This window comes from Nitrospira sp. T9 (assembly GCF_052156535.1).
GTDB lineage: Bacteria > Nitrospirota > Nitrospiria > Nitrospirales > UBA8639 > Nitrospira_E.
Genome location: NZ_JBQKUP010000044.1, coordinates 139,879 through 159,312 on the forward strand (window position 1 = coordinate 139,879; position 19,434 = coordinate 159,312).

The 19,434-nt window shown below is 48.1% G+C and carries 16 protein-coding genes; 12 read left to right on the forward strand and 4 right to left on the reverse strand.

What is annotated here, in order from left to right; genetic code table 11:
• Positions 1–44: 44 nt before the first annotated feature.
• The 11 genes from ACTRXD_RS21695 to ACTRXD_RS21745 all read left to right on the forward strand — a co-directional run bounded on the left by ACTRXD_RS21695 (position 45) and on the right by ACTRXD_RS21745 (position 10,895).
• Positions 45–1,862: a CgeB family protein gene (locus tag ACTRXD_RS21695; RefSeq protein WP_442433858.1), complete on the forward strand. Its 1,818-nt coding sequence runs from the start codon at positions 45–47 to the stop codon at positions 1,860–1,862.
• 38 nt (positions 1,863–1,900) lie between these two features.
• Positions 1,901–3,556 (forward strand): glycosyltransferase family 9 protein, encoded by a 1,656-nt coding sequence (locus ACTRXD_RS21700; protein ID WP_442433859.1) that lies wholly within the window; start codon positions 1,901–1,903, stop codon positions 3,554–3,556.
• A complete protein-coding gene (locus ACTRXD_RS21705) occupies positions 3,537–4,085 on the forward strand; it encodes a hypothetical protein (protein WP_442433860.1) in 549 nt (182 codons plus the stop codon). Before ACTRXD_RS21700 ends, ACTRXD_RS21705 begins: the two co-directional genes overlap by 20 nt.
• A gap of 298 nt (positions 4,086–4,383) precedes the next feature.
• Positions 4,384–5,211, forward strand: a complete 828-nt coding sequence (locus ACTRXD_RS21710) for a flagellin N-terminal helical domain-containing protein (RefSeq protein WP_442433861.1) — start codon at positions 4,384–4,386, stop codon at positions 5,209–5,211.
• 130 nt (positions 5,212–5,341) lie between these two features.
• Positions 5,342–5,677, forward strand: a complete 336-nt coding sequence (locus ACTRXD_RS21715; RefSeq protein WP_442433862.1) for a flagellar protein FlaG — start codon at positions 5,342–5,344, stop codon at positions 5,675–5,677.
• Between the two features lie 129 nt (positions 5,678–5,806).
• Positions 5,807–7,222, forward strand: coding sequence for a flagellar filament capping protein FliD (gene fliD, locus ACTRXD_RS21720; protein WP_442433863.1), 1,416 nt, complete (start codon positions 5,807–5,809; stop codon positions 7,220–7,222).
• A 15-nt stretch (positions 7,223–7,237) separates the two neighbouring features.
• The gene (fliS, locus tag ACTRXD_RS21725) at positions 7,238–7,630 is read left to right on the forward strand and encodes a flagellar export chaperone FliS (protein ID WP_442433864.1); all 393 of its coding nucleotides are present in this window, start codon (positions 7,238–7,240) and stop codon (positions 7,628–7,630) included.
• Positions 7,631–7,643: 13 nt separating this feature from the next.
• Entirely contained in the window at positions 7,644–7,958 is a 315-nt protein-coding gene (locus ACTRXD_RS21730; RefSeq protein ID WP_442433865.1) for a hypothetical protein, read from the forward strand.
• A 319-nt stretch (positions 7,959–8,277) separates the two neighbouring features.
• On the forward strand, positions 8,278–8,526 hold the full coding sequence (locus tag ACTRXD_RS21735; protein WP_442433866.1) for a hypothetical protein: 249 nt from the start codon (positions 8,278–8,280) through the stop codon (positions 8,524–8,526).
• Positions 8,527–8,611: 85 nt separating this feature from the next.
• The gene (locus ACTRXD_RS21740; RefSeq protein WP_442433867.1) at positions 8,612–9,217 is read left to right on the forward strand and encodes a PilZ domain-containing protein; all 606 of its coding nucleotides are present in this window, start codon (positions 8,612–8,614) and stop codon (positions 9,215–9,217) included.
• Between the two features lie 172 nt (positions 9,218–9,389).
• Positions 9,390–10,895 (forward strand): CsgG/HfaB family protein, encoded by a 1,506-nt coding sequence (locus ACTRXD_RS21745; protein WP_442433868.1) that lies wholly within the window; start codon positions 9,390–9,392, stop codon positions 10,893–10,895.
• A 54-nt stretch (positions 10,896–10,949) separates the two neighbouring features.
• On the opposite strand, the gene ACTRXD_RS21750 is transcribed toward ACTRXD_RS21745, so the two are convergent.
• The 4 genes from ACTRXD_RS21750 to lon form a co-directional block, all read right to left on the reverse strand.
• Positions 10,950–12,374, reverse strand: a complete 1,425-nt coding sequence (locus ACTRXD_RS21750; RefSeq protein WP_442433869.1) for an HD domain-containing protein — start codon at positions 12,372–12,374, stop codon at positions 10,950–10,952.
• A 124-nt stretch (positions 12,375–12,498) separates the two neighbouring features.
• Entirely contained in the window at positions 12,499–12,948 is a 450-nt protein-coding gene (locus tag ACTRXD_RS21755) for a DUF2062 domain-containing protein (RefSeq protein ID WP_442433870.1), read from the reverse strand.
• A 21-nt stretch (positions 12,949–12,969) separates the two neighbouring features.
• The gene (thiL, locus tag ACTRXD_RS21760; protein ID WP_442433871.1) at positions 12,970–14,013 is read right to left on the reverse strand and encodes a thiamine-phosphate kinase; all 1,044 of its coding nucleotides are present in this window, start codon (positions 14,011–14,013) and stop codon (positions 12,970–12,972) included.
• A gap of 10 nt (positions 14,014–14,023) precedes the next feature.
• Positions 14,024–16,498, reverse strand: a complete 2,475-nt coding sequence (lon, locus tag ACTRXD_RS21765) for an endopeptidase La (protein ID WP_442433872.1) — start codon at positions 16,496–16,498, stop codon at positions 14,024–14,026.
• A gap of 699 nt (positions 16,499–17,197) precedes the next feature.
• Between lon and bamA the strand changes: the two genes are divergently transcribed.
• Positions 17,198–19,399, forward strand: a complete 2,202-nt coding sequence (gene bamA, locus ACTRXD_RS21770; protein ID WP_442433873.1) for an outer membrane protein assembly factor BamA — start codon at positions 17,198–17,200, stop codon at positions 19,397–19,399.
• Positions 19,400–19,434 lie beyond the last annotated feature (35 nt).

Genomic DNA, 19,434 nt, shown 5'->3' on the forward strand with positions numbered 1-19,434 from the left:
GGCAGGGGGCGGTGTTTCCAGGGCAATCAACCAGGAACAGATAAATGGACGTGTTGAAACAAAATATCGGTATTCTTCGCGACCAGGATCCGATACTTGCCGCTCAGATCCTCCAGGTACCAGGAGGAACCCTGTCGATCCTACCAGCTAAATCTGGAATGCCCACCGCGCTTGTCGACTCCCGATATCTCCATAGTGCGTATGATCCGGTTCGCGAGGCGGAGCGATGGGCTGAAGAACGTGTGAAAGAGTGTCAAGCAGAGGAAACTCTTGTCCTCCTTGGCGTGGGACTGCTCTACCATGTGCAAGCCTTGCGTCAGATGTTGCCCCATGACCAGGTCATAATGGTCGTGGTGCCGGATCTTTCTGAATTTGCGGATTGTGTCTCGGTCCGGGCGTTGGAAGGGTGGGGGGAAGGGGTGCTATGGCTGACGGGTTCCATGGCTGATATGGCTGCCCAAGTGACACAGGAAGCCAAGCGGGTGCGTGTTCTGAGTTACGAACCTGCGGCCACGGTTCATCGTGAGACCTATGAACACTTTCGTCTGCAGCTTCGTGAGCATCTCGCTCAACAATTAAGCGGGGCGCTTCACATCATGGTGGTCGGACCTATTTATGGCGGGTCGTTGCCGATCGCCCGATATGTGGTCAATGCCTTGGAAGGTCTTGGACATCGTGTAAGTTGGGTGGATCATAGTCCTCATTATGCGGGATATCAGAATTTGGAAACGATCCGTGATCACCGGTTGCGGCTCACCGTCCAGCAACGGATGAGTGAAATGCTGGCGGTGATAAGCCTTGCTCATGTGGCAGAAGATCCCCCGGATCTCGTGTTGGCTTTGTCCCAGGCGCCATTGACCATGGCCGTTTTAGAGCAAATGCGTCGAAAGAAGGTGTTAACGGCCATGTGGTTTGTGGAAAATTTTCGGCATTTAACCTATTGGCAGCAGATGGTAACGGGGTATGACTTTTGGTTTGTGATGCAACAAGCGGCATGCTTGGACGCTTTCAGAAAAGCCGGCGCCAAACACGTCTCGTATCTTCCCTTAGCTGCTGATCCGGCCATTCATCAACCTATGGCCTTCACTGAAGAAGAGGGACAGGAGTTTGGTGCCGACGTCTCGTTTTTAGGAGCAGGGTATAGAAATCGGCGACATATCCTACCATCCCTGGTCGGCCATGAGTGGACGTTTAAATTGTGGGGGAATGAATGGGACAACCCAGGGGCACTAGCGCCAGTTCTTCAGAGAGGGGGCGCACGTATTGATACCTCCACCAGTGTAAAAATTTTCAATGCTACCTCGGTCAATATTAACTTGCATTCGTATACGGGAGATGGATTCGATCCGGAGGGAGATGGAGTGAATCCCAGGACATTTGAATTAGCCAGTTGCGGGGCGTTTCAAGTGGTTGATACTCGAACCTTGCTCCCGGCCCTCTTTGATGAATCGATGATGGCCGTAATTAACAATCCAGATCAGCTCCTCTCAACCGTCCAAACCTATCTGCACGAACCAGCCAGGCGAGTGGCCATGGCTGAATTGTCCCGGAAGCGCGTATTAGAAGCGCATACGTACGGACATCGGATGAAAACCTTCCTAGGCGCCGTGGGTATGGCGAGTCCTGACCGGTTAGGAGCTATCCTTCAGGGGGACCGTCATGCTGAATCCTTAGTGGCGCGAAGTGGGAAGACTCCGGAATTAATTCCAATGCTGAAGCAGTTCCCTCAAACTGATCGTGTGGAGTTAGTGGATGTGGCGAAAAGTATTCGGAATAAAGGGCCTGAAGCCCGGTTGAACCGTGAGGAACTACTGGTTCTGATGATGGATGAATACCGCCAGGAAAAACGGGATTTTCTTTGAACTTGTGATGGGATAATTTCCGCTACCGCCAATTATTGATGAATAAACAAGTCCTCATTATTAATATTACCCGGATGGGTGATTTAATTCAGATGGTTCCCCTTCTTTCACGGTTAGAGGAAGAATGGCCGGGTGTGGCCATTGATCTGATTGTTGATAAAGAATTTGCCCATGTCGCCAGCCTAATTCCTGGCATTCGACAGGTGTTGATGTTTGACTTTCAGCTGCTGATGGATGAAAGCCGGGTGCGAGCGCGAGACGTGGTCGCCCTCTACCGGGAACTTGCCGGTTGGGTTCAACCGTTACTTCAGGTGGGGTACGATCGTGTCGTGAACCTGACCTTTAATCGCCGCAGTGCGTTTCTGGTGAAATATTTCGGGTGTGCCGATGAGCGAGGAATGACCACGACCCAGGATGGGAGTTTCGTCGTGAAAAATCCTTGGATGAAATATTTCGTGGATTTCCATGTATATCGACAATTGAATCGGTTCAATATCGTGGATCTTTTTTCGCTTGGTGGGAGCGGGCCGGGTTCGTTTTATCCCCTTCGCTTATCTGTGTCCCAGCACATGAAAGAATGGGCACGGACCTATGTGAGACAAGCAGGAACGGCTGATATGTGGATTGGCATTCAAGTCGGCGCCAGTGATCCGATGAAAGCCTGGCGACCGGAGTACTTTGGACAAATGATGGCGTGTCTCAGCCAAAAACAGTCAGTCGGATTTGTGTTGATTGGCACAAAGAAAGAAGAGGCGGAGGTTCAGGAGGCTATTCGGTGTTACCGGCAGGCGGGAGGATTGGGGAACATCTGTGAAGCCGTTGGCCAAACCACTGTTCCGCAACTGGTGGCCTTACTTGAACATTGTGTCTTGATGGTGACCAATGACACGGGGCCCATGCATATGGCTGTGGGAGTGAATACGCCGGTTCTGAACGTGTCAGTGGGCCATGTGAATTTTTGGGAAACCGGACCGTTTGGACCAGGGCATTGGGTGGTTCAACCCGAGATCATGTGTGGTCCATGCGGATTCGATAAGGTCTGCCCTCACCATGCCTGTAAAGACCAGATCATTCCTCAAGAGGTGGCCGAGCTCTGCTTACATCTCTTGGGTAATCGTCCCTTTCCATCGTTTTCGTCCAAGATTCGAGTATATGAAGGTGGCGTCAATGAAGATCAGTTAGGGACATTTATGATAAGAGCGGGAACGGAAGATCCACGCGTCTCCTGGTACGCGGAGTATTGGCGGCAATACTGGTATAAATCCTTTGCCGGTACCCCTAGCCTGGTCCCTTTTTTCCCAACACCTCCACCGGATTTTTCAGACTGCGAGCAGGTATGGCGTCGTTTGGCTTCCCAACTCGATCAGTTGTGTATTCAAGCCGACACCGTATTAGATATGTGTCGTCAAAGGCCTATCCCGGTTAACAGCTTAAAGGCACGCCAGTATCAATTAAAAGTTGACACACTCACGATGCAACAGATCGCCAGGCCATCATTGGCCTTTGGCCCTTTAGCGATGGCTTTTTTCCGAGATACCTTTAGCTTGGAGGCCTTGACCCTTAGCGGCATGGCCGAGGAACATGCTCGAGCGTATCATGTATTTCGCACTCGAGGAGAAGAAAATTATAGACGGTTGGAAGGAATGTTTTCTAATGATCAAAGGGGGATTTTGTATGCACGTACAATTGGATGAAGAAATCTGGGAAGTGGGTGATCGGGTTCAGCTAGGGGAAGTTCTGGCCAATTTGAGTGACCGCGCTCAGGCCAAAGGGTGCTTGGTGACGGAATTAATAGTTGGTAATCGGAAGATGACGGATCGGGAGTTAGTGCCTCCCACCCTGGCCAAAGTGGCGAGTTCGTTTGGATCGATAGCGGCCGTGAGCAAACAGGTGGAAACCATCGTGCAGTATTCCGAAAAAACGGGCCAAAAATTCGGAGCACAGTTACGCGATCAAGGACAGAAATTTGTTGATGCTTTCCGGCAAGGGAAGGGGAAATACCACCAGCTAGACCAATGGTTCGGCCAAATAGCCGATTACCTTGAGTGGCTACAGGTTCATGAATCTATGGGGCTTAAAAAGCCTGAGGTCATTAATGACCTATCGTTCTGGGTCAAAGAATTACTAAATGCTCGAGAAAACGAAGATGGCGTTCGAATCGCAGACATGTTGGAGTATGAAGTGATTCCTTGTCTTTCTCGAAACATTACCCCTCTCCCGTAACACCAAGTTTTCTCGCCCCTCCATTCCTGTAGCTTCCTATGAAGTTACCACTGAAGGCTATGGAATGGCGTTGCCTCTGTTTAGCCCGTTAGGTTACTGACTGGATTCTCAATGGGGTTCTGGTAGGACACAAGTGATTGGCTAGCCTCCTCAAGTTTTCCTCCTGGTGGTCGATACATACCGGTAGAAGTGGGAATTGGTTCATTTCACAACTATCGAGGAGGCCAATCGGCTCAACTCATTTATTGTCTTCCTCAAGGGACGGATCCTTTGAGGTGCAGCCATCAAGGAGGAAAGTATGGCACTTGTCGTTAACAACAACATCGCATCGCTCAACGCTCAACGGAATTTGGGCGTGTCCAGTTCTCAATTGGAAGGATCGGTCGCCCGTCTTTCTTCGGGTTTGCGAATTACCCGAGCTGCAGACGATGCTGCAGGTTTAGGAATTTCCGAAACCTTGCGGGCTCAGATTCGTAGTATTAATCAAGCGGTCAGAAATTCCAACGACGGCATCAGTTTACTGCAAATTGCTGACGGTGGTGCGGAAGGCATCGGCAATCTATTAGGCCGCCTTCGGGAACTAGCCGAGCAATCAGCCAGTGGAATCCTTGGCTCGAATGAACGATCCTTCCTTGATCAGGAGTTTGTGGCCCTTCGCTCTGAAATCGATCGAATCTCCTCTGTGACAGAGTTTAACGGAGTGAAACTGTTAAGTGGAACCGATAACGACTCCTTGAGTATCCAGATTGGTTTCCGGAGTTCAGCGAATGATACGCTTTCCTTGTCACTCAATGACTTGAACACGAATACCTTAAACCTCGCCTCGACCAATGTGTCGACTTCCGGCAATGCCTTAGACGCATTGTCTAACATTGATAGCGCCATTAGTGCCGTGGCGTCTGCTCGTGCAAATATCGGGTCCTTGCAAAACAGGATTGATGCTGCTGTCGGCAATTTACAAGTTGCCGGTGAAAATATCACCGCTGCTGAATCACGAATTCGTGATGCTGATATTGCCTTTGAGTCAGCGAAGTTCGTCAGGAACCAAATATTAGTTCAGGCCGGTACCTCAATATTGGCTCAAGCCAATACGTTGCCTCAGCAAGCCCTCGCCTTGCTGCAGTAATCCGTTATAAGGAGAAACCGGGGCTAAGTCCCGGTTTCTCCTTTAAGAAAGTTGGGGTTAACCCATAATGATTTCAACACTATCTGACAGCACCTCTTTCATAAATATCTCAGTTGGAAATGAGATTCGCGTGGGGGATGGACAGAAGCCCATCACGGGAGATATTCATCGCAAATCAGAGACAAAACAGCCAGTTTATGCCTCAGACCCTACTGAGGATTCAACGGCCAATGAAACATTGACGGCGGAACAGGTCCAAGCAACGGTGGCTCGCCTTCAAGAAACGGTGAAGCAGGTTGATCCCCGGATTGAGATCTCCTTGGAAAAGGATATCAATCAGGTGATCTTTCGAGTCGTGGATAAAGAATCAGGTGACCTTATCCGACAAATACCTTCAGAACAGATGGTAGATCTTGCGCGGTTATTTTCCGGACAGTCAGGTTTGTTTGTAGAAGAGAACATTTAGTCTACGTTTCAATTCACTTACAGTTCATGAGCCCAGAGTCCCTGCCCCTGAGAGAACGCGTTTTCGTGAAACAATGGAAGACCGTTAAGCGTTTCGTCATGTTATAGAGAATGACGAAAGGAATATCGGATGGCTATTAGTTTTGGTGGGCTTGGAAATGGCGTTGATTTTGGACCGGTTGTCGATGCGCTCGTTCAGGCGGAACGGCTTCCCATTGATGGTCTGACTCAGAAAAAGCTTCAGGCCCAAAAAAAACAAACCGAATTGGGTTTGTTGGGAGCTAAATTACTCAGCTTTCAAGGTCTTGCGAGCAATCTCCGCAATCGAGTCAGTTTTAATAAAAATCAGGTTAATGTTACCTCACCTAGTGCCCAAACCCCTTTATTGGCAACTGTTTCTTCGTCTGCGGCCCCAGGCACCTATCAGGTCACTGTGAATCAGTTGGCCTCCGCACATCAAATTATTTCTAAGGCTTCCACGGCAGTTTCCCAAACTGATGCGGATATTGTTGGTGGCGAATCCGGGACGTTTCAATTTCAAGTGGGCACCGGCTCGATTCAAACGGTGAATTTAGATGCCACAGGTACCTTGGATGATTTACGAGCCGCGATAAATGATCTGGGAGCCGGAGTGAGTGCTTCAATTCTGAATACCGGGAGTGAAGCTTCACCCCAATTTCGTCTCGTGTTGTCAGCGAATGAGACTGGACTCGACCAGGCCATCACAATTGTGGCTGACGATACAACATTAGATACGGCGACGACTGGGGTGGATACGTTTCAAGCCGCTCAGGATTCCGAAGTCGTATTGGGGGTAACGGATGCCGGAGCCGGGACCACGGCCATTACGATCACCCGTTCGACCAATACACTCACCGATGTCGTTGCAGGCCTTACTCTCAATCTTCAAGCGGTGGATGCCACGAATCCTGTCACGATCTCGGTGAGTCAGGATAATGGAACTGTCAAAGAAGCAATCTCAGAATTTGTGAATGGGTACAATGAGATTGTGACATTCGTGAATGAGCGAACGTTTTATAATACTGAAACGAAAGAAAGAGGGATTTTTGTTGGAGAAAGTTTAGCTCGAACCGTTCTTGATCGGATTAGGGAATCTGTTTTTTCCCAAATCAGCGGATTGACGACATACTCAGGCGCTTCACAAATTGGGTTTGAGACACAAACTGCCGATGGAACGATTAAGCTAAATGAAGCGACCTTAGATTCGGCGTTGAGTAGCAACTTTTCCGCTGTACGTGATCTATTTGTCAAGAATACCACCACCGGTACCAGTGGAATTGCGGATTTGACCGTGAATGCCATTGATGGATTAGATGATATCGACACGGGCTCGCTCACACTTCGCCAAAATTCCTTAACGAAACAAGTGAATGATTTTACGAATCAAATTGCTTTAAAGGAAGAAGCCTTGGCCCGTTTTGAGGAACAACAACGTTTAAAGTTTGCCAATTTAGATGGTTTGTTGGCCTCGTTGCAAAGTCAATTGAACCAGTTGCAAAATGCCTTTCCATCGATTAATCGCTAAAGAGAGGATGCTTGTATGATGGTTGGTGCTCAGTCGTATGCAAACACGCAAATCCAAACTGCGTCTAATGTTCAAGTGATTGTGTTGCTATATGATGGGGCCATTTCTTCTATGAAACTCGCACAAGAGGGAATGTCCACCTTGAATTATCAGGATAAGGCCCGATTTCTCGATCGTGCCCTTCGTGTGATCGGGGAATTGTCGGCTTCCCTCAATATGGAGGAAGGCGGGGGGATCGCAAAAGACCTACGCCGTATGTATGAGTACATGCAATTTGAATTGACACAAGCCAACCTGAAAAACGAACCCCGCCGCTTAGAAGGCCCTATCCGTTGTCTGTCTCTTTTACGAGAGGCCTGGGTGGATTTGGCCGTTCAGGGAACCAAGCCCCAGGCGATTGGGATATAACCCCCGGGGTTTTATGTCTGAATGTAATTATTTGGTAGAGCAGCTTACTCAGAGTGCCTTAGAGGCCGCTCGACATGGTCAATGGGATCAGGTCATTGTGCTTTATGGTCAGCGGTTGTCCCAAGGACCACAACAATCCCTTTCTTTACCTACTATCCAAGCCCTCATGGAATCTGATCAATGGCTCATAGCCAGGGTTAAAGAAGTGCTAGCGGCAATCAACCAACAACTGAATGATATTCAGGATCAACGCCGGAAGTTAGGGGTTCTTAAACGACAGTGGGGAGAAGACCCGATAAGCCCGGCTCGACATCTTCTGACCATTTGACTGTGGAGGGAAATGTTGAAAGGTTTTTCATGCGCTGCACCATGGGATTCCCGCCAAAGATCAAATTCCAATATTTTTTCTGACATGACGGAATTTCCCCGTCACAATTTTGACGAAGAGAGTCAAGGTACTCCTAATCGATAAAGAAAAATTTCCCCATATTTCCTTCTGCCCTACATTTCTCTGGAAAAACAGCCGAAAAGAAAAGTAGGCTGTCCAGGTATGATAATTGCGAGATTGCATCCCGTAAGGATGAGATATTCATTTTTAGAAGATGCCCCGGGTGGTTGTTCAACCCTCTATTTAAAGGGAAGACAGGATGACTCAACAATCGGCATCATCTGCAAACTCTTTATCAGTATTGACTGATAATTCTGTACAAAACGGGAAATTATTACATTCGCTCTCCAATAAATTATTGCCTATTGTGGTGTTTTCCCAGTTAGCGCTGCGTCGGTGCGAAGATGATCAGCTGAAGCGACAATTGGAGAAAATTCATGGAGCCGCCGAACAAGCCAGGGATATTCTGGGGGAAATTCGCAGCCTTCACGCCGCGAGGAATCCTTAGTATGGAAACAGAGTTTAGAGGCTCCTTAGTGTTGCTATTCCCTTGGTTAGGTGTGATGACAGGGCGATTTTTATAAAGGTGGCTTATGGATATCGTGGCTTCTGAGGATCGACGTCAAGATTGTCGTGTAGAGGTGCCTGTATGTCTTTGGGTCGAGATTCCTCTTGCCTTCTCTTATGAAATGATTGATCTTGATGCCGCAGAATTCAGCCAGTGGCAATGGGATGAGCTGGCGGTCTCACCGGATTTAGTGAAAGCGATGGTGGATGAGAAGGATCTTACCATCCGCGATCCTTTGCTCTTGCAGATGGTTACGAGGATTGATTGGATGTTGACATCCATCCTCAGGACTTTGGGAAAAGATAAAAATCTTAAGGGGGCCATTCCAGAATTAACGAAAGTGAGTCTATGCGGTTCCGGAATTAAGTTTTATTCTGAATGCTCATATCCCCTTGATTCTTTTCTCGTTCTACGCCTCATTTTGCGGCCATTTATCCCGATTCAAGCCGTTGGGAAAATTGTTAGGGTAGATGCTAAATTAAAAGGCAAGGAACAAGGATTTGAGATCGCGGTGGAATTCACCAAAATTTCTTCTGATGATCGCGAAGCGATTATTCGACATACCCTTCGTTCTCAAGCCACCATGCAACGGCTTCGCCTTAAGCAACCTGTCGATTCCATCCTTGACTAGGGCTCCAGTAATTTTCCGGTGTCTGGTGTCCTGTCTCGTGCTAATGGCAGGATGTCAGAGACCACCGGAGATGCCCGTTTCTCCGACTTCAACCTCTTCATCCCCCATTCCCTCTATACAACCGCGTGTTCTCAATCGACCTCATAGTGTTGCCGTCCTACCAATGGAAAATATGAGCCGGCATTCCCATCTAAATTGGCTGGGTCGCGGACTTCAAGAGATGCTGGTCAGTGATTTGGCGCAATGGCCACAACTTGAGGTGGTATCGCGAGATGCACTAGGTTCGGTCTTACGAGAGCAATGGCTTCAACAAAGAGGATTTTCTTCGGATGAGAATTCAGTCGGTCTTGGACAGTTAAAAGGAGTACGGTATCTCATTCAAGGGAGAATTTTCTTGCAGCAGGACACTCTTTCCGTGGATCTGCAGATTGTCGACGTAGAAACTGGAGTGGTCGTGGCCTCAGTCAACGCTCAGGGGGTAGAGTCGGATATCCCTGGTTTGGAGCAAGACCTTGTGACTCACCTCATTGGTGTGTTTGACCCTTCCCTCGATGGAGTTAGCCGGTCAATGGTCGACCAAAGTTCGGAAGACCCGCAGCCGCACTTTAGGGGGGGTACTGGAGTTGACAAGAAAGGGCGACAAGTGATTTCCTTCGAACCCAATCCTTCATCTATGGTGTCTCATGTTGATGCATTTCTATCATTGGAAAAGCTCACATATCAGCGAAGGGAAGCGTATCGGCTAGCAGAAACCATTTGGGGTAAGGGATGGGTTGTTGAAATGGGGCAGCCTCTTTATCAGGTTTGGCACTTTTCGATTGATCCCACGAGGTCTGTGCCGTTCATGGCTATTCCCCTTTCATTATTTTTCTCTCCACACCGGATGTCCAATATTTTCGAGCAAGCGCAGAAGTCAGGAACCGATTCGGGGGGGAATGTAGATTCTGAAGGATTTTATACGACCCTAGATGAGGGGTCAGGAGCACAGTCATTATTTATTGAACATTTTCAAAAGCCCCGGCGCATATTTATCCGTGCTCTTAATGAAAAGCAGGATGTGCTGGCGATTTTTTCCGATTGGGAATGGCGGACCGAACATAAATTTTCAATGCGAGGTTCTCAAGGGGTATCCGTGCCTATGTGGCCGAAACCGTTTGTTACCGGGCTAGTTAAATTCCCGGTTGATTGGGTTGAGCGGGAAAGGCAACATGTGACATTTGATAGCGTGGTGGTTCCCGTGCCGGACGAGCACGTTCTTGTTGTGCTGGAGCTAATCGGGGAGTTCAAAGCGGAGGAAACCCGGATTTTGCCCCTGGTTGATACGGAAGACATTCTTCTTCAGAAGTTAGAAAATCTGATCAAATCCAACTGGGCTCCTGCGATAACGGAAGGGTTGCCAATGCGAGGGTATCTCCCAGGTAATAAACGGACGGCAGTGGGCGTCGTCCAGGTGCAAGAAGGGCAAATTCGTGACATCCAATTTCAGCATTGGCCTGAGGATCCCTTTTTTCTGGAAAGCTTACAAGATCTTCAAATACAGTTATCGGGGGCCTGTTTGGAGTGTCAGGATTCCGGTCAGGTTGTCCCCCATCTCCCGGAACCGGTTAAAACATTTCGCTTACAACTCACCCTGGTGAAAGACATTTCCGCCCTCCATCTTGGCAGTCGTTCTCACTAACCTGGCCCGCGATTTTCTTATGTCAAAGTATCTATATGGGGGCAACTGTCCCTGTTATAGCACTGAAACCGGTTGAATTAAAGTTGGCCAGTGTCGTCGGAGGGTTTTCTCGGCGGCTTTGGCGAGGATCTTATCGATGGAATGATCCTGGCTGAATACTCGCAGAGTGATCATCCTGGCTGGAAGATACTGAAGGTATTTCTGAAGGCTGTCTTTTTCGACCGTGCCTTTGGCTGGGTTCCAGACAAATATTTGAAAGTTTCCCATGTTGAGCAAATTAATGGGGCGAGGGTCCTTATGAGCAAAATCTACTCGAATATCTTGTTGACGATATTTAGTAGGTAACAATCGACGCATCCGGCTCAGAAAGACCTGAGGTTGAAAGGAGGATGATGCCGGTTGAATGATGGGCAGCAGCGTGCTGAATGCGGTTTTCCATTTCACGTGTCTTCCGATAATTTGACTCCATTCCATTCCCAGTTGTCGTTTTTCCATGGATCGAGCGTGCTTCCATGAACGCACTGTTTCGATGACGTGCCAATCGGTTAAATGTAGGTAATGAGGTAAGGATTGGAGAGGATTTTTTTTGCACAGGATCTCCATGGTTGGTTGGAAAATTTCCTGGAGATGAATGTCGATTGCCCGCGTGGTGCGATGGTAGTAGACATTAGCATAGAGGTAAAGCCTGGCGTGTAAAAACATTTGCAATGCCGGAAGTCCTGATTGGTGGATCGTGAGTCCCTGTGATGAAAAGAAGGTGTAATGAAGGAGTCGTTCAATATCTACAGGGCCAATGGCCACTCCGCACATGTAGGAATCTCTGAGGACGTAGTCGCAATTGTCCGGGGTATAAATGCCGCCAAGAAGGGGTTGTAAGGCGATAACCCACGGCGGCAGACCTTTTGTCGATTTGTGAGGATCCTTGAGAATAAGGAAGGCGATATGTTCCGGATCCAATTGCTCTCCTGGAGCAAATGGCCCGGACGGACTCCGACAGATCTTTTTGATTATTGTCCCCAAATGGTCACGTATAATGTGTTGCCCGACCACTTCATGCGTTAGGTTAAATTGATGCAGGAAATGATGGTCAAAAAAATGGCAGAACGGGCCATGTCCGATATCATGGAGCAGGGCCGTTATACGAATAAATTCTTCCAGAAAATGACACGATGGAACCTCGGATACGGTTTGACAAAGCGATGGATAGAGGCGAGCCATAAATCGACCTGCCAGGTGCATGGTCCCGAGGGAATGCTGGAAGCGGGTATGCTCGGCGCCTGGATAGACCCAATGCGCACTCTGAAGTTGAAGAATATACCGAAGACGTTGAACCCAGGGAGAATCAATCAAATCCTTTTCGGTCTGTTCCGTAGAATGTGGTTCTTGATAGGGAACGGTGATGGAAATATAGCCGTGAACAGGGTCGGCAAGAAGCGAGACGCCATCAAACGTGGATGAGAGTGGTTCTGATACGGGCATGGGCTAAGCGTCTTTCCCTGACCTCAAGCTTTCGCCTGTTGGAGTGTGTCGAATTGTCAGAAAATGCCTGGTATAAAAAGAATTCACGGTTAGGATTTGTTGATGTGCCATATTTGTTATGTTGCTAGGAATTCTTGAGCCCCCGGTATCGGGTGATGACCCATCGCATGACGGGGTAGGCGATCAACGATCCGACAATCGACAGGGCACAGGCTCCAACGAGAAAAGGAATGAGGTAGGGGGAAAGCATGTCAAATATATTGTCCACCCTCATCTGATCCCACTCAATCGTGGCTGAGGAGGATGCGCCTATCAACAGCATTCCGGTATAGAGACTGGCAGCTAGGATTGGAATAAGTGTCCAGGGATTGTTGATTAATGACCCCAGAAAGAGCGCTAAAAAATTCAGCCGGAAGGCCCAGGCGCAGAAAACCACGCTGGCGGTGTGGAACAAATAATGTGGTGCGAAGGCGATAAACACACCTAGAGCAAATGCCAAGGCTGTACGGTGAGGAGTTTCCCGAAGATGTAAGACCTGAGTCAATTGTTGGCGGACAGACTCAATCGTTACCATGGACAGGTTCCTAGTATTCTCTTACTTCGAAAAATGCACATAACTTTGAGATACCAATTTTTGAGTTCTGCCGTCTTGATGCGCTATTTGAACTCCCGAACCACGAGAGGTAATGACACCAATGGCGGTGGCAGGAATCCGTAGTTGTTTGACCGCCAATTCCAGGCGATGTTGTTTTTTTGGCGACACGGTAAACAGTAATTCATATTCTTCTCCTCCATGGAGAGCCCAGGGTAGAGGATCTATGCTCATCTTTAACGCATATGAGATGAGATGAGGTGACATGGGAAGGCTGGCCTCCTGAATGAGTGCACCCACATGGCTTTGTTGGCACAAATGTTTGATATCTCCTGAGAGTCCATCAGATAGGTCCAAGGCGGCCGAAGCCAAGCGGCGGGAAGACAGCAACCGTCCTAATGCAATACGAGGGGTGGGCTGGAGATGGCGCCCAACTAAAAACTTCATGGGTTGTCTCAATTTTGAAATCTTTCCGCGTGAAGGGTAATGGGTCAGATAGTCCAATCCTGCAGCTGAGTTCCCTAATGATCCACTGACATAGATGATATCTCCTTCCTGAGCCCCACCCCGCGTTAATGCCTGACCGGGTGTAACCTGTCCGAGTATGGTAATTGCCAGAAACAACGAGGAATGTGATGCTGAAGTATCACCACCCACCAGTTGAACCCCATGGGCTTTGCAAGGAACGGAAAGTCCACGATACAGGTCCTTCCAGTCTCCATATTTCACATGAGATGGAAGGGCAACGGCCACCAGGATATATGTAGGAATGGCTCCCATTGCGGCCATGTCGCTGAGATTGGCTACGGCTGCCTTGTAGCCGAGGTCAAAAAATGAAGTGGTATTTTTGGAGAAATGAATGTTTTCAACGAGGAGGTCGGTGGATATGACAAGATGGGCTGATGAGGGGTGGGCCAGAACTGCTGCATCGTCTCCCATGCCAATGAGGGTATGAGGACCGGGTGCGGAAAATCCACGAGTCAGGGCGCGGATAAGTTGGAATTCCCCTATTGTCGACACGGGCGCCTGGCGGCGGGAAGGGGACATGATAAAAAAGTCAGCGTGTCTTGGTGATGGATTGTCGTAACGGGCTATGGGTGACCGGGGAGGCAACTTTTTTTCGACGGCCGGATGAACTATGTCCATGAGTCATTGACGAGTTCAAATCGTGTCGATTTTTGGTGCGAAGGGCGACTTTAAGAACTTCCGACATATTTTCCACATAAATAAACTCAAGGCCTCGTAGTAGATGTTTGGGAATGTCATCAAGGTCTTTCTGGTTTCTTTTAGGCATCACAATGGTTTTGATATGGGCCCGTTTAGCGGCTAACACTTTTTCTTTTAATCCCCCAATGCCCAGTATCCTGCCGCGAAGCGTGACTTCCCCTGTCATCGCCAAGTCTCGTTTAACAGGTTTATTGCTGAGACAAGATGCAAGGGCCGTCGCCATCGTGATGCCTGCGGACGGTCCGTCTTTGGGAATGGCCCCGGCCGGAACGTGAACGTGAATGTCCTGTTTTGCGAAAATGTCAGGATTGATTCCCAATGACTTGGCCTGGGAGCGAATATATGTAAGGGCAGCATGAGCAGATTCTTTCATGACGTCGCCAAGATGCCCTGTTAAGGTCAAGAGGCCTTTTCCCTTGATGGCCGAAGCCTCGATGTACAAGACATCCCCACCGGTTTCTGTCCATGCGAGTCCAGTTGAGACGCCGACTTCATCTTTTTCCTGTTCCTGGTCCGGCACATATTTAGGAACACCGAGGTAGTGATGGAGATTTCGGGGAGTGACCTGATAGCGTTTGATCTTTCCTTCGGCAACGCGTTTCGCCACTTTTCGCATGACATTGGCCAGTTCACGCTCCAGATTGCGAACCCCGGCCTCCTTGGTATATTGAGAAATGATGCGCGCCAGGCACGGATCGGTCAGAAGTAAGTGCTCTTGTGTGATCCCGTGTTCCTCCAACTGACGCGGGATCAGGTAGCGTTGAGCAATGCCAAGCTTTTCTTCCTCAGAATACCCCGGGATTTCAATGATTTCCATTCGGTCCCGTAGTGCGGAGAGAATGGGATCCGTCAAATTTGCAGTCGTAATGAACATGACTTTACTCAGGTCAACGGGGACCCCGAGATAGTGATCGACAAACCCATGGTTTTGTTCAGGATCCAGCACTTCCAGTAAGGCAGCCGAGGGATCCCCGCGGAAATCGGTTCCAATTTTATCGACTTCATCGAGCATGAACACGGGGTTATTGGTCCCTGCCTGTTTAATCCCTTGGACAATCCTTCCTGGCAATGCTCCAACATAGGTTCGGCGATGTCCTCGAATTTCGGCTTCGTCTCGTGTTCCACCTAAACTCATGCGAACGAATTCCCGTCCCATGGCACGAGCTATCGATCTACCTAAAGAAGTTTTGCCGACTCCAGGAGGCCCCACAAAGCACAAGATGGGTCCTTTCATTTTGTCTTTGAGTTTGCGCACGGCGAGATATTCCAGAATTCGTTCCTTGACCCGTTCCAGATCGTAGTGATCCTCCTGCAGCACCTGGGTTGCCTGGGGGAGGTCGAGGTTATCCTCAGAATGACGGTTCCAAGGTAATTCAACAATCCATTCCAAGTACGTTCGGATTGTCCCGGCCTCGGCTGAATCCTGGTGTGTTTTTTCCAGACGTTTCAGTTGTTTCTCCGCTTCTTTCAGGACCTTATCCGGCATGCTGGCTTCTTGAATCTTTCGACGAAATTCGGCCACTTCCTCAGATCGGTCATCGAGTTCCCCCAACTCTTTCTGGATCGCTTTGAGTTGTTCGCGAAGGAAGTATTCTCGTTGCGTCTTATCCATTTCCCCCTTGGCTTCAGCTTGGATTTTCTGTTGCATGGACAAGACGTCCTGCTCATTACTCAGAATTTCATTCACCCGCCTCAGGCGGAGAAGAGGATCATCAATTTCGAGGACTCCCTGAGTGGTCTCAATATTGAGACCGAGATTGGAAGAGATAATGTCTGCTAGACGTCCAGGATCGTCTAGATTTTCAATGACGGTGAGCACATCCGGCATCAACACTTTTCCTAATCCGACAATTTTTTCCAAGGACTCTCGGGTGGAGCGAACGATGGCTTCTTTCTCCAAGGAAGGAAGCCCTGTGGGTGATTCGGTCAATGTTTTGATGCGGGCGGAGAAAAATGGATTGGATTGGGTAAATTCTTGAACCCGGGCTTTTGTGAGGCCCTGGACGAGTATTTTGATACGGGCATCCGGAAGTTTCAGCATGCGCATGATGACGCCGACCGTGCCTATTTGATAGAGGTCTTGGGTCTCTGGCACTTCCATATCTTGATTTTTTTGGGTGGTTAAAAAGATTAAGCGGTCGGAGGAGAGAGCGGCTTCAATGGCCTTAATGGACATGTCACGCCCAACAAAGAGAGGGAGCACCATATAGGGAAAGACAACAATGTCCCGTACTGGCAGGAGGGGTAATTCCTCTGGGATCTGTTCAATAGACGGTGCGGGAATCTCCGGATAGTCTTCAGTCATCAGTTTCATTTCTAACGATGAACGAATGGGTTCATCAAAGATTTAGCCAAAATGGTGAACAGTGTTTCTCTCAATCTTTTCATCGGAAAGGGGACTTTACCAGACAAAGCAGGGATATCTTCGGACCCATCGTGAACGTTACGATGGGCCCGGCTTGCACAGCCAATGCCGAAGATTGTCTGGGGTTAGGAATGGGTCTCTGAATGGTATTCCATTATTCGTTGTTTAAGAAAAACCTACATGAATTTTATTGATTTTGATACTAGGAGAAGGTGAAAAATGTTGTCAAGGTTTATGCTTGCTCCCTTCTTGGGATGTTTCTGAGAATAGCGCATGCCTAAGATGTTGCCTTTACAAGGAATCCTATCAAGAATATAATCTGGCACCTTGATCCCAACATGATGATTGCCTCCTCATTTCTCAGGCTTCCCCCCATTATCACCAGCATCTCTAAGGTTTAATCGTTGGGGACCAAATTGAAGTGGCAATTCTGCTGTCCCGCTGACCATACAAATTTTTTGTGATACATCCTTCTTGTTTCTTTCATCGCTTTAGAGATGCCCCATGGATCTAGTGTTGCCTGAGTTACTGGGTCTTGGGCACAAGATGAGGCGTTTCGGGATTTCTCTCTTTCCATCTCTCAACCTTTTTCTCCTTGTTGGCCTTTTTGTGTTAGGAACACTTTTATTTGAGAGGCCCGTGTTGGCCCAATCTTCCCAGTCCCCTATCCAGGTCATTGAAATTGAAGGAAACCAGCATATTGAAGACCTGGCTATTTTAGGGAAATTATCCATCAAACCAGGTGATGTATTTACCCAAGAGTCCATTCGAGAACAAATTCAACTTATATATGGGATGGGGTTTTTTGAAGAAGTCGAAGTTTCAACCGAGGCCAGGGCCAATGGAGTCCTGGTGGTCTTTCGTGTGAAAGAAAAGCCGTTTACGATCGAAGTGGTGTTTGATGGAAATGAAGAGCTATCAGACGATAAGCTGAACGAAAAAAATACCATAAAAAATCAGGTGTTTTTGGATAAAGAACAGGTAAAGATTTCTGTCGAAAATTTTCGATCGTTGTATCACGACAAGGGCTTTTACCATGCTCAAATTATTCCTATCACGGATATGGTCGAGAACAATCAAGTACGATTGACTTTTTATATTGAAGAGGGGAGTCAAGCCCATATTCGTACGATCGTATTTGAAGGCCGTAATGTCATTCAGAAGAAGGAATTGACGTCTTTTATGGCCAATCGAGAATATTCCTGGCCCTGGTCAATTTTTTCGGATGCCGGCATCCTTCATCGTGATGAGCTTCCGAATGATGTCGAACGGATTAAAGAAGTGTATCTCAATAAAGGCTATTTAGATGTCCAAGTCGGGATGCCTCGAATGGATTTGGATGAGAAGAAAGAATGGTTTACTCTGGTATTCCCGATTGTCGAAGGAGAGCCCTATGTGGTGAGTCAAATCGAGTATACCGGAAACACGCTCTTCTCTGATGCAGAATTGCGGGAAGGATTAATCATTGAACCTGGTGAAGTGTTTCAGCGTGCAAAAATCCGTGATGAGATTACCCGGTTGACGGATTTGTATGGCAGTCGTGGTTATGCATTTGCCGAGGCCAATCCTTCGGTAGAGCCTGATCCGCCCACGCGGAGCACTCGTATTGGTTTTTCCATTGAGGAAGGGGAAATGGTCAGGATTCAAGATATCCGTATTACCGGGAATAATAAGACGCGGGACAATGTGATCCGGCGTGAATTGCGGGTGGATGAACGGGATATGATCGATTCCCCGGCAATAAAACGAAGTTTCGAACGTCTTAATAATTTGAATTTTTTCGAAACTGTGGAGATTCTTCCCAAACAGATTGCTCCAGGTGAAGTCGATTTAGAGGTCAAAGTCAAGGAAAAACCTACCGGCTCCTTCAGCATTGGCGGAGGTTTCAGTACCCTGGATCAATTTACGTTGATTGCGGATATTACCGAGGGGAATTTATTCGGGCGGGGGTATTTAGCCAGGATCCGAGGGCAGGTAGGAGGACGGCGTACTCTGGGAACTATTACCTTTCGAAATCCGGCTATTTTTGATACCTTAACCTCCGGCCAGGCAGATTTGTTTAGCTCACGAACCAATTACCTGACGTACCTTGAAAAAAAGCAAGGGGCGAATCTGACGTTTGGTCGGGGCTTTTCTGAATACCTGACGGGTACCTTTACCCTTGTAGCTGAAAAAATCAAAATTGATGATGTGGAATCTGATGCCAACGATCTCATTAAGGATCAGGAGGGCACTCAGTCCACGACCGGGTTCCGTGCCTCTTTATTCAGGGATTCGCGTGATTATTATTTAGACCCCCGGCGGGGGACGCGAATCGGTGTTATGGCGAGTTTTGGGACGGATGTCCTTGGAGGGTCAAATAATTTTTATAGCATGTCGTTTGATGCGATGAAATTTACTCCATTACCATTTTGGGATTTTCGTCATTCTATTCGAGGACGGATAGGATACGGAGACGGATTTAATGGAGAGGACTTCCCTATTCCTGAATTTTTTTACGTGGGGGGCATTAACACTGTTCGAGGATTTAAATATGGTCGTGCCGGGCCCGTGACCTCTAGTAACGATCCGGAAGGGGGCAATAAACAAATCATTATTAACAATGATTTAATTTTTCCTGTGTTGCCCGATGCCAAGTTGAACGGCGTCATTTTTTTCGACTATGGAAAAGGATTTTCAGAAGGAGATAAATTAGATTTTGATCTTCGAATGGCTGCAGGTTTGGAGGTGAGATGGATTTCACCATTTGGTCCTCTTCGGGCGGCGTATGGCCGTCCTATAGATGGACCAAAGGATGACAGAAAGTGGGTATTTGAGTTTTCCGTGGGATCGGTCTTTTAGACGGAATATTCAACAAGACCATGCGTGATGGTTAG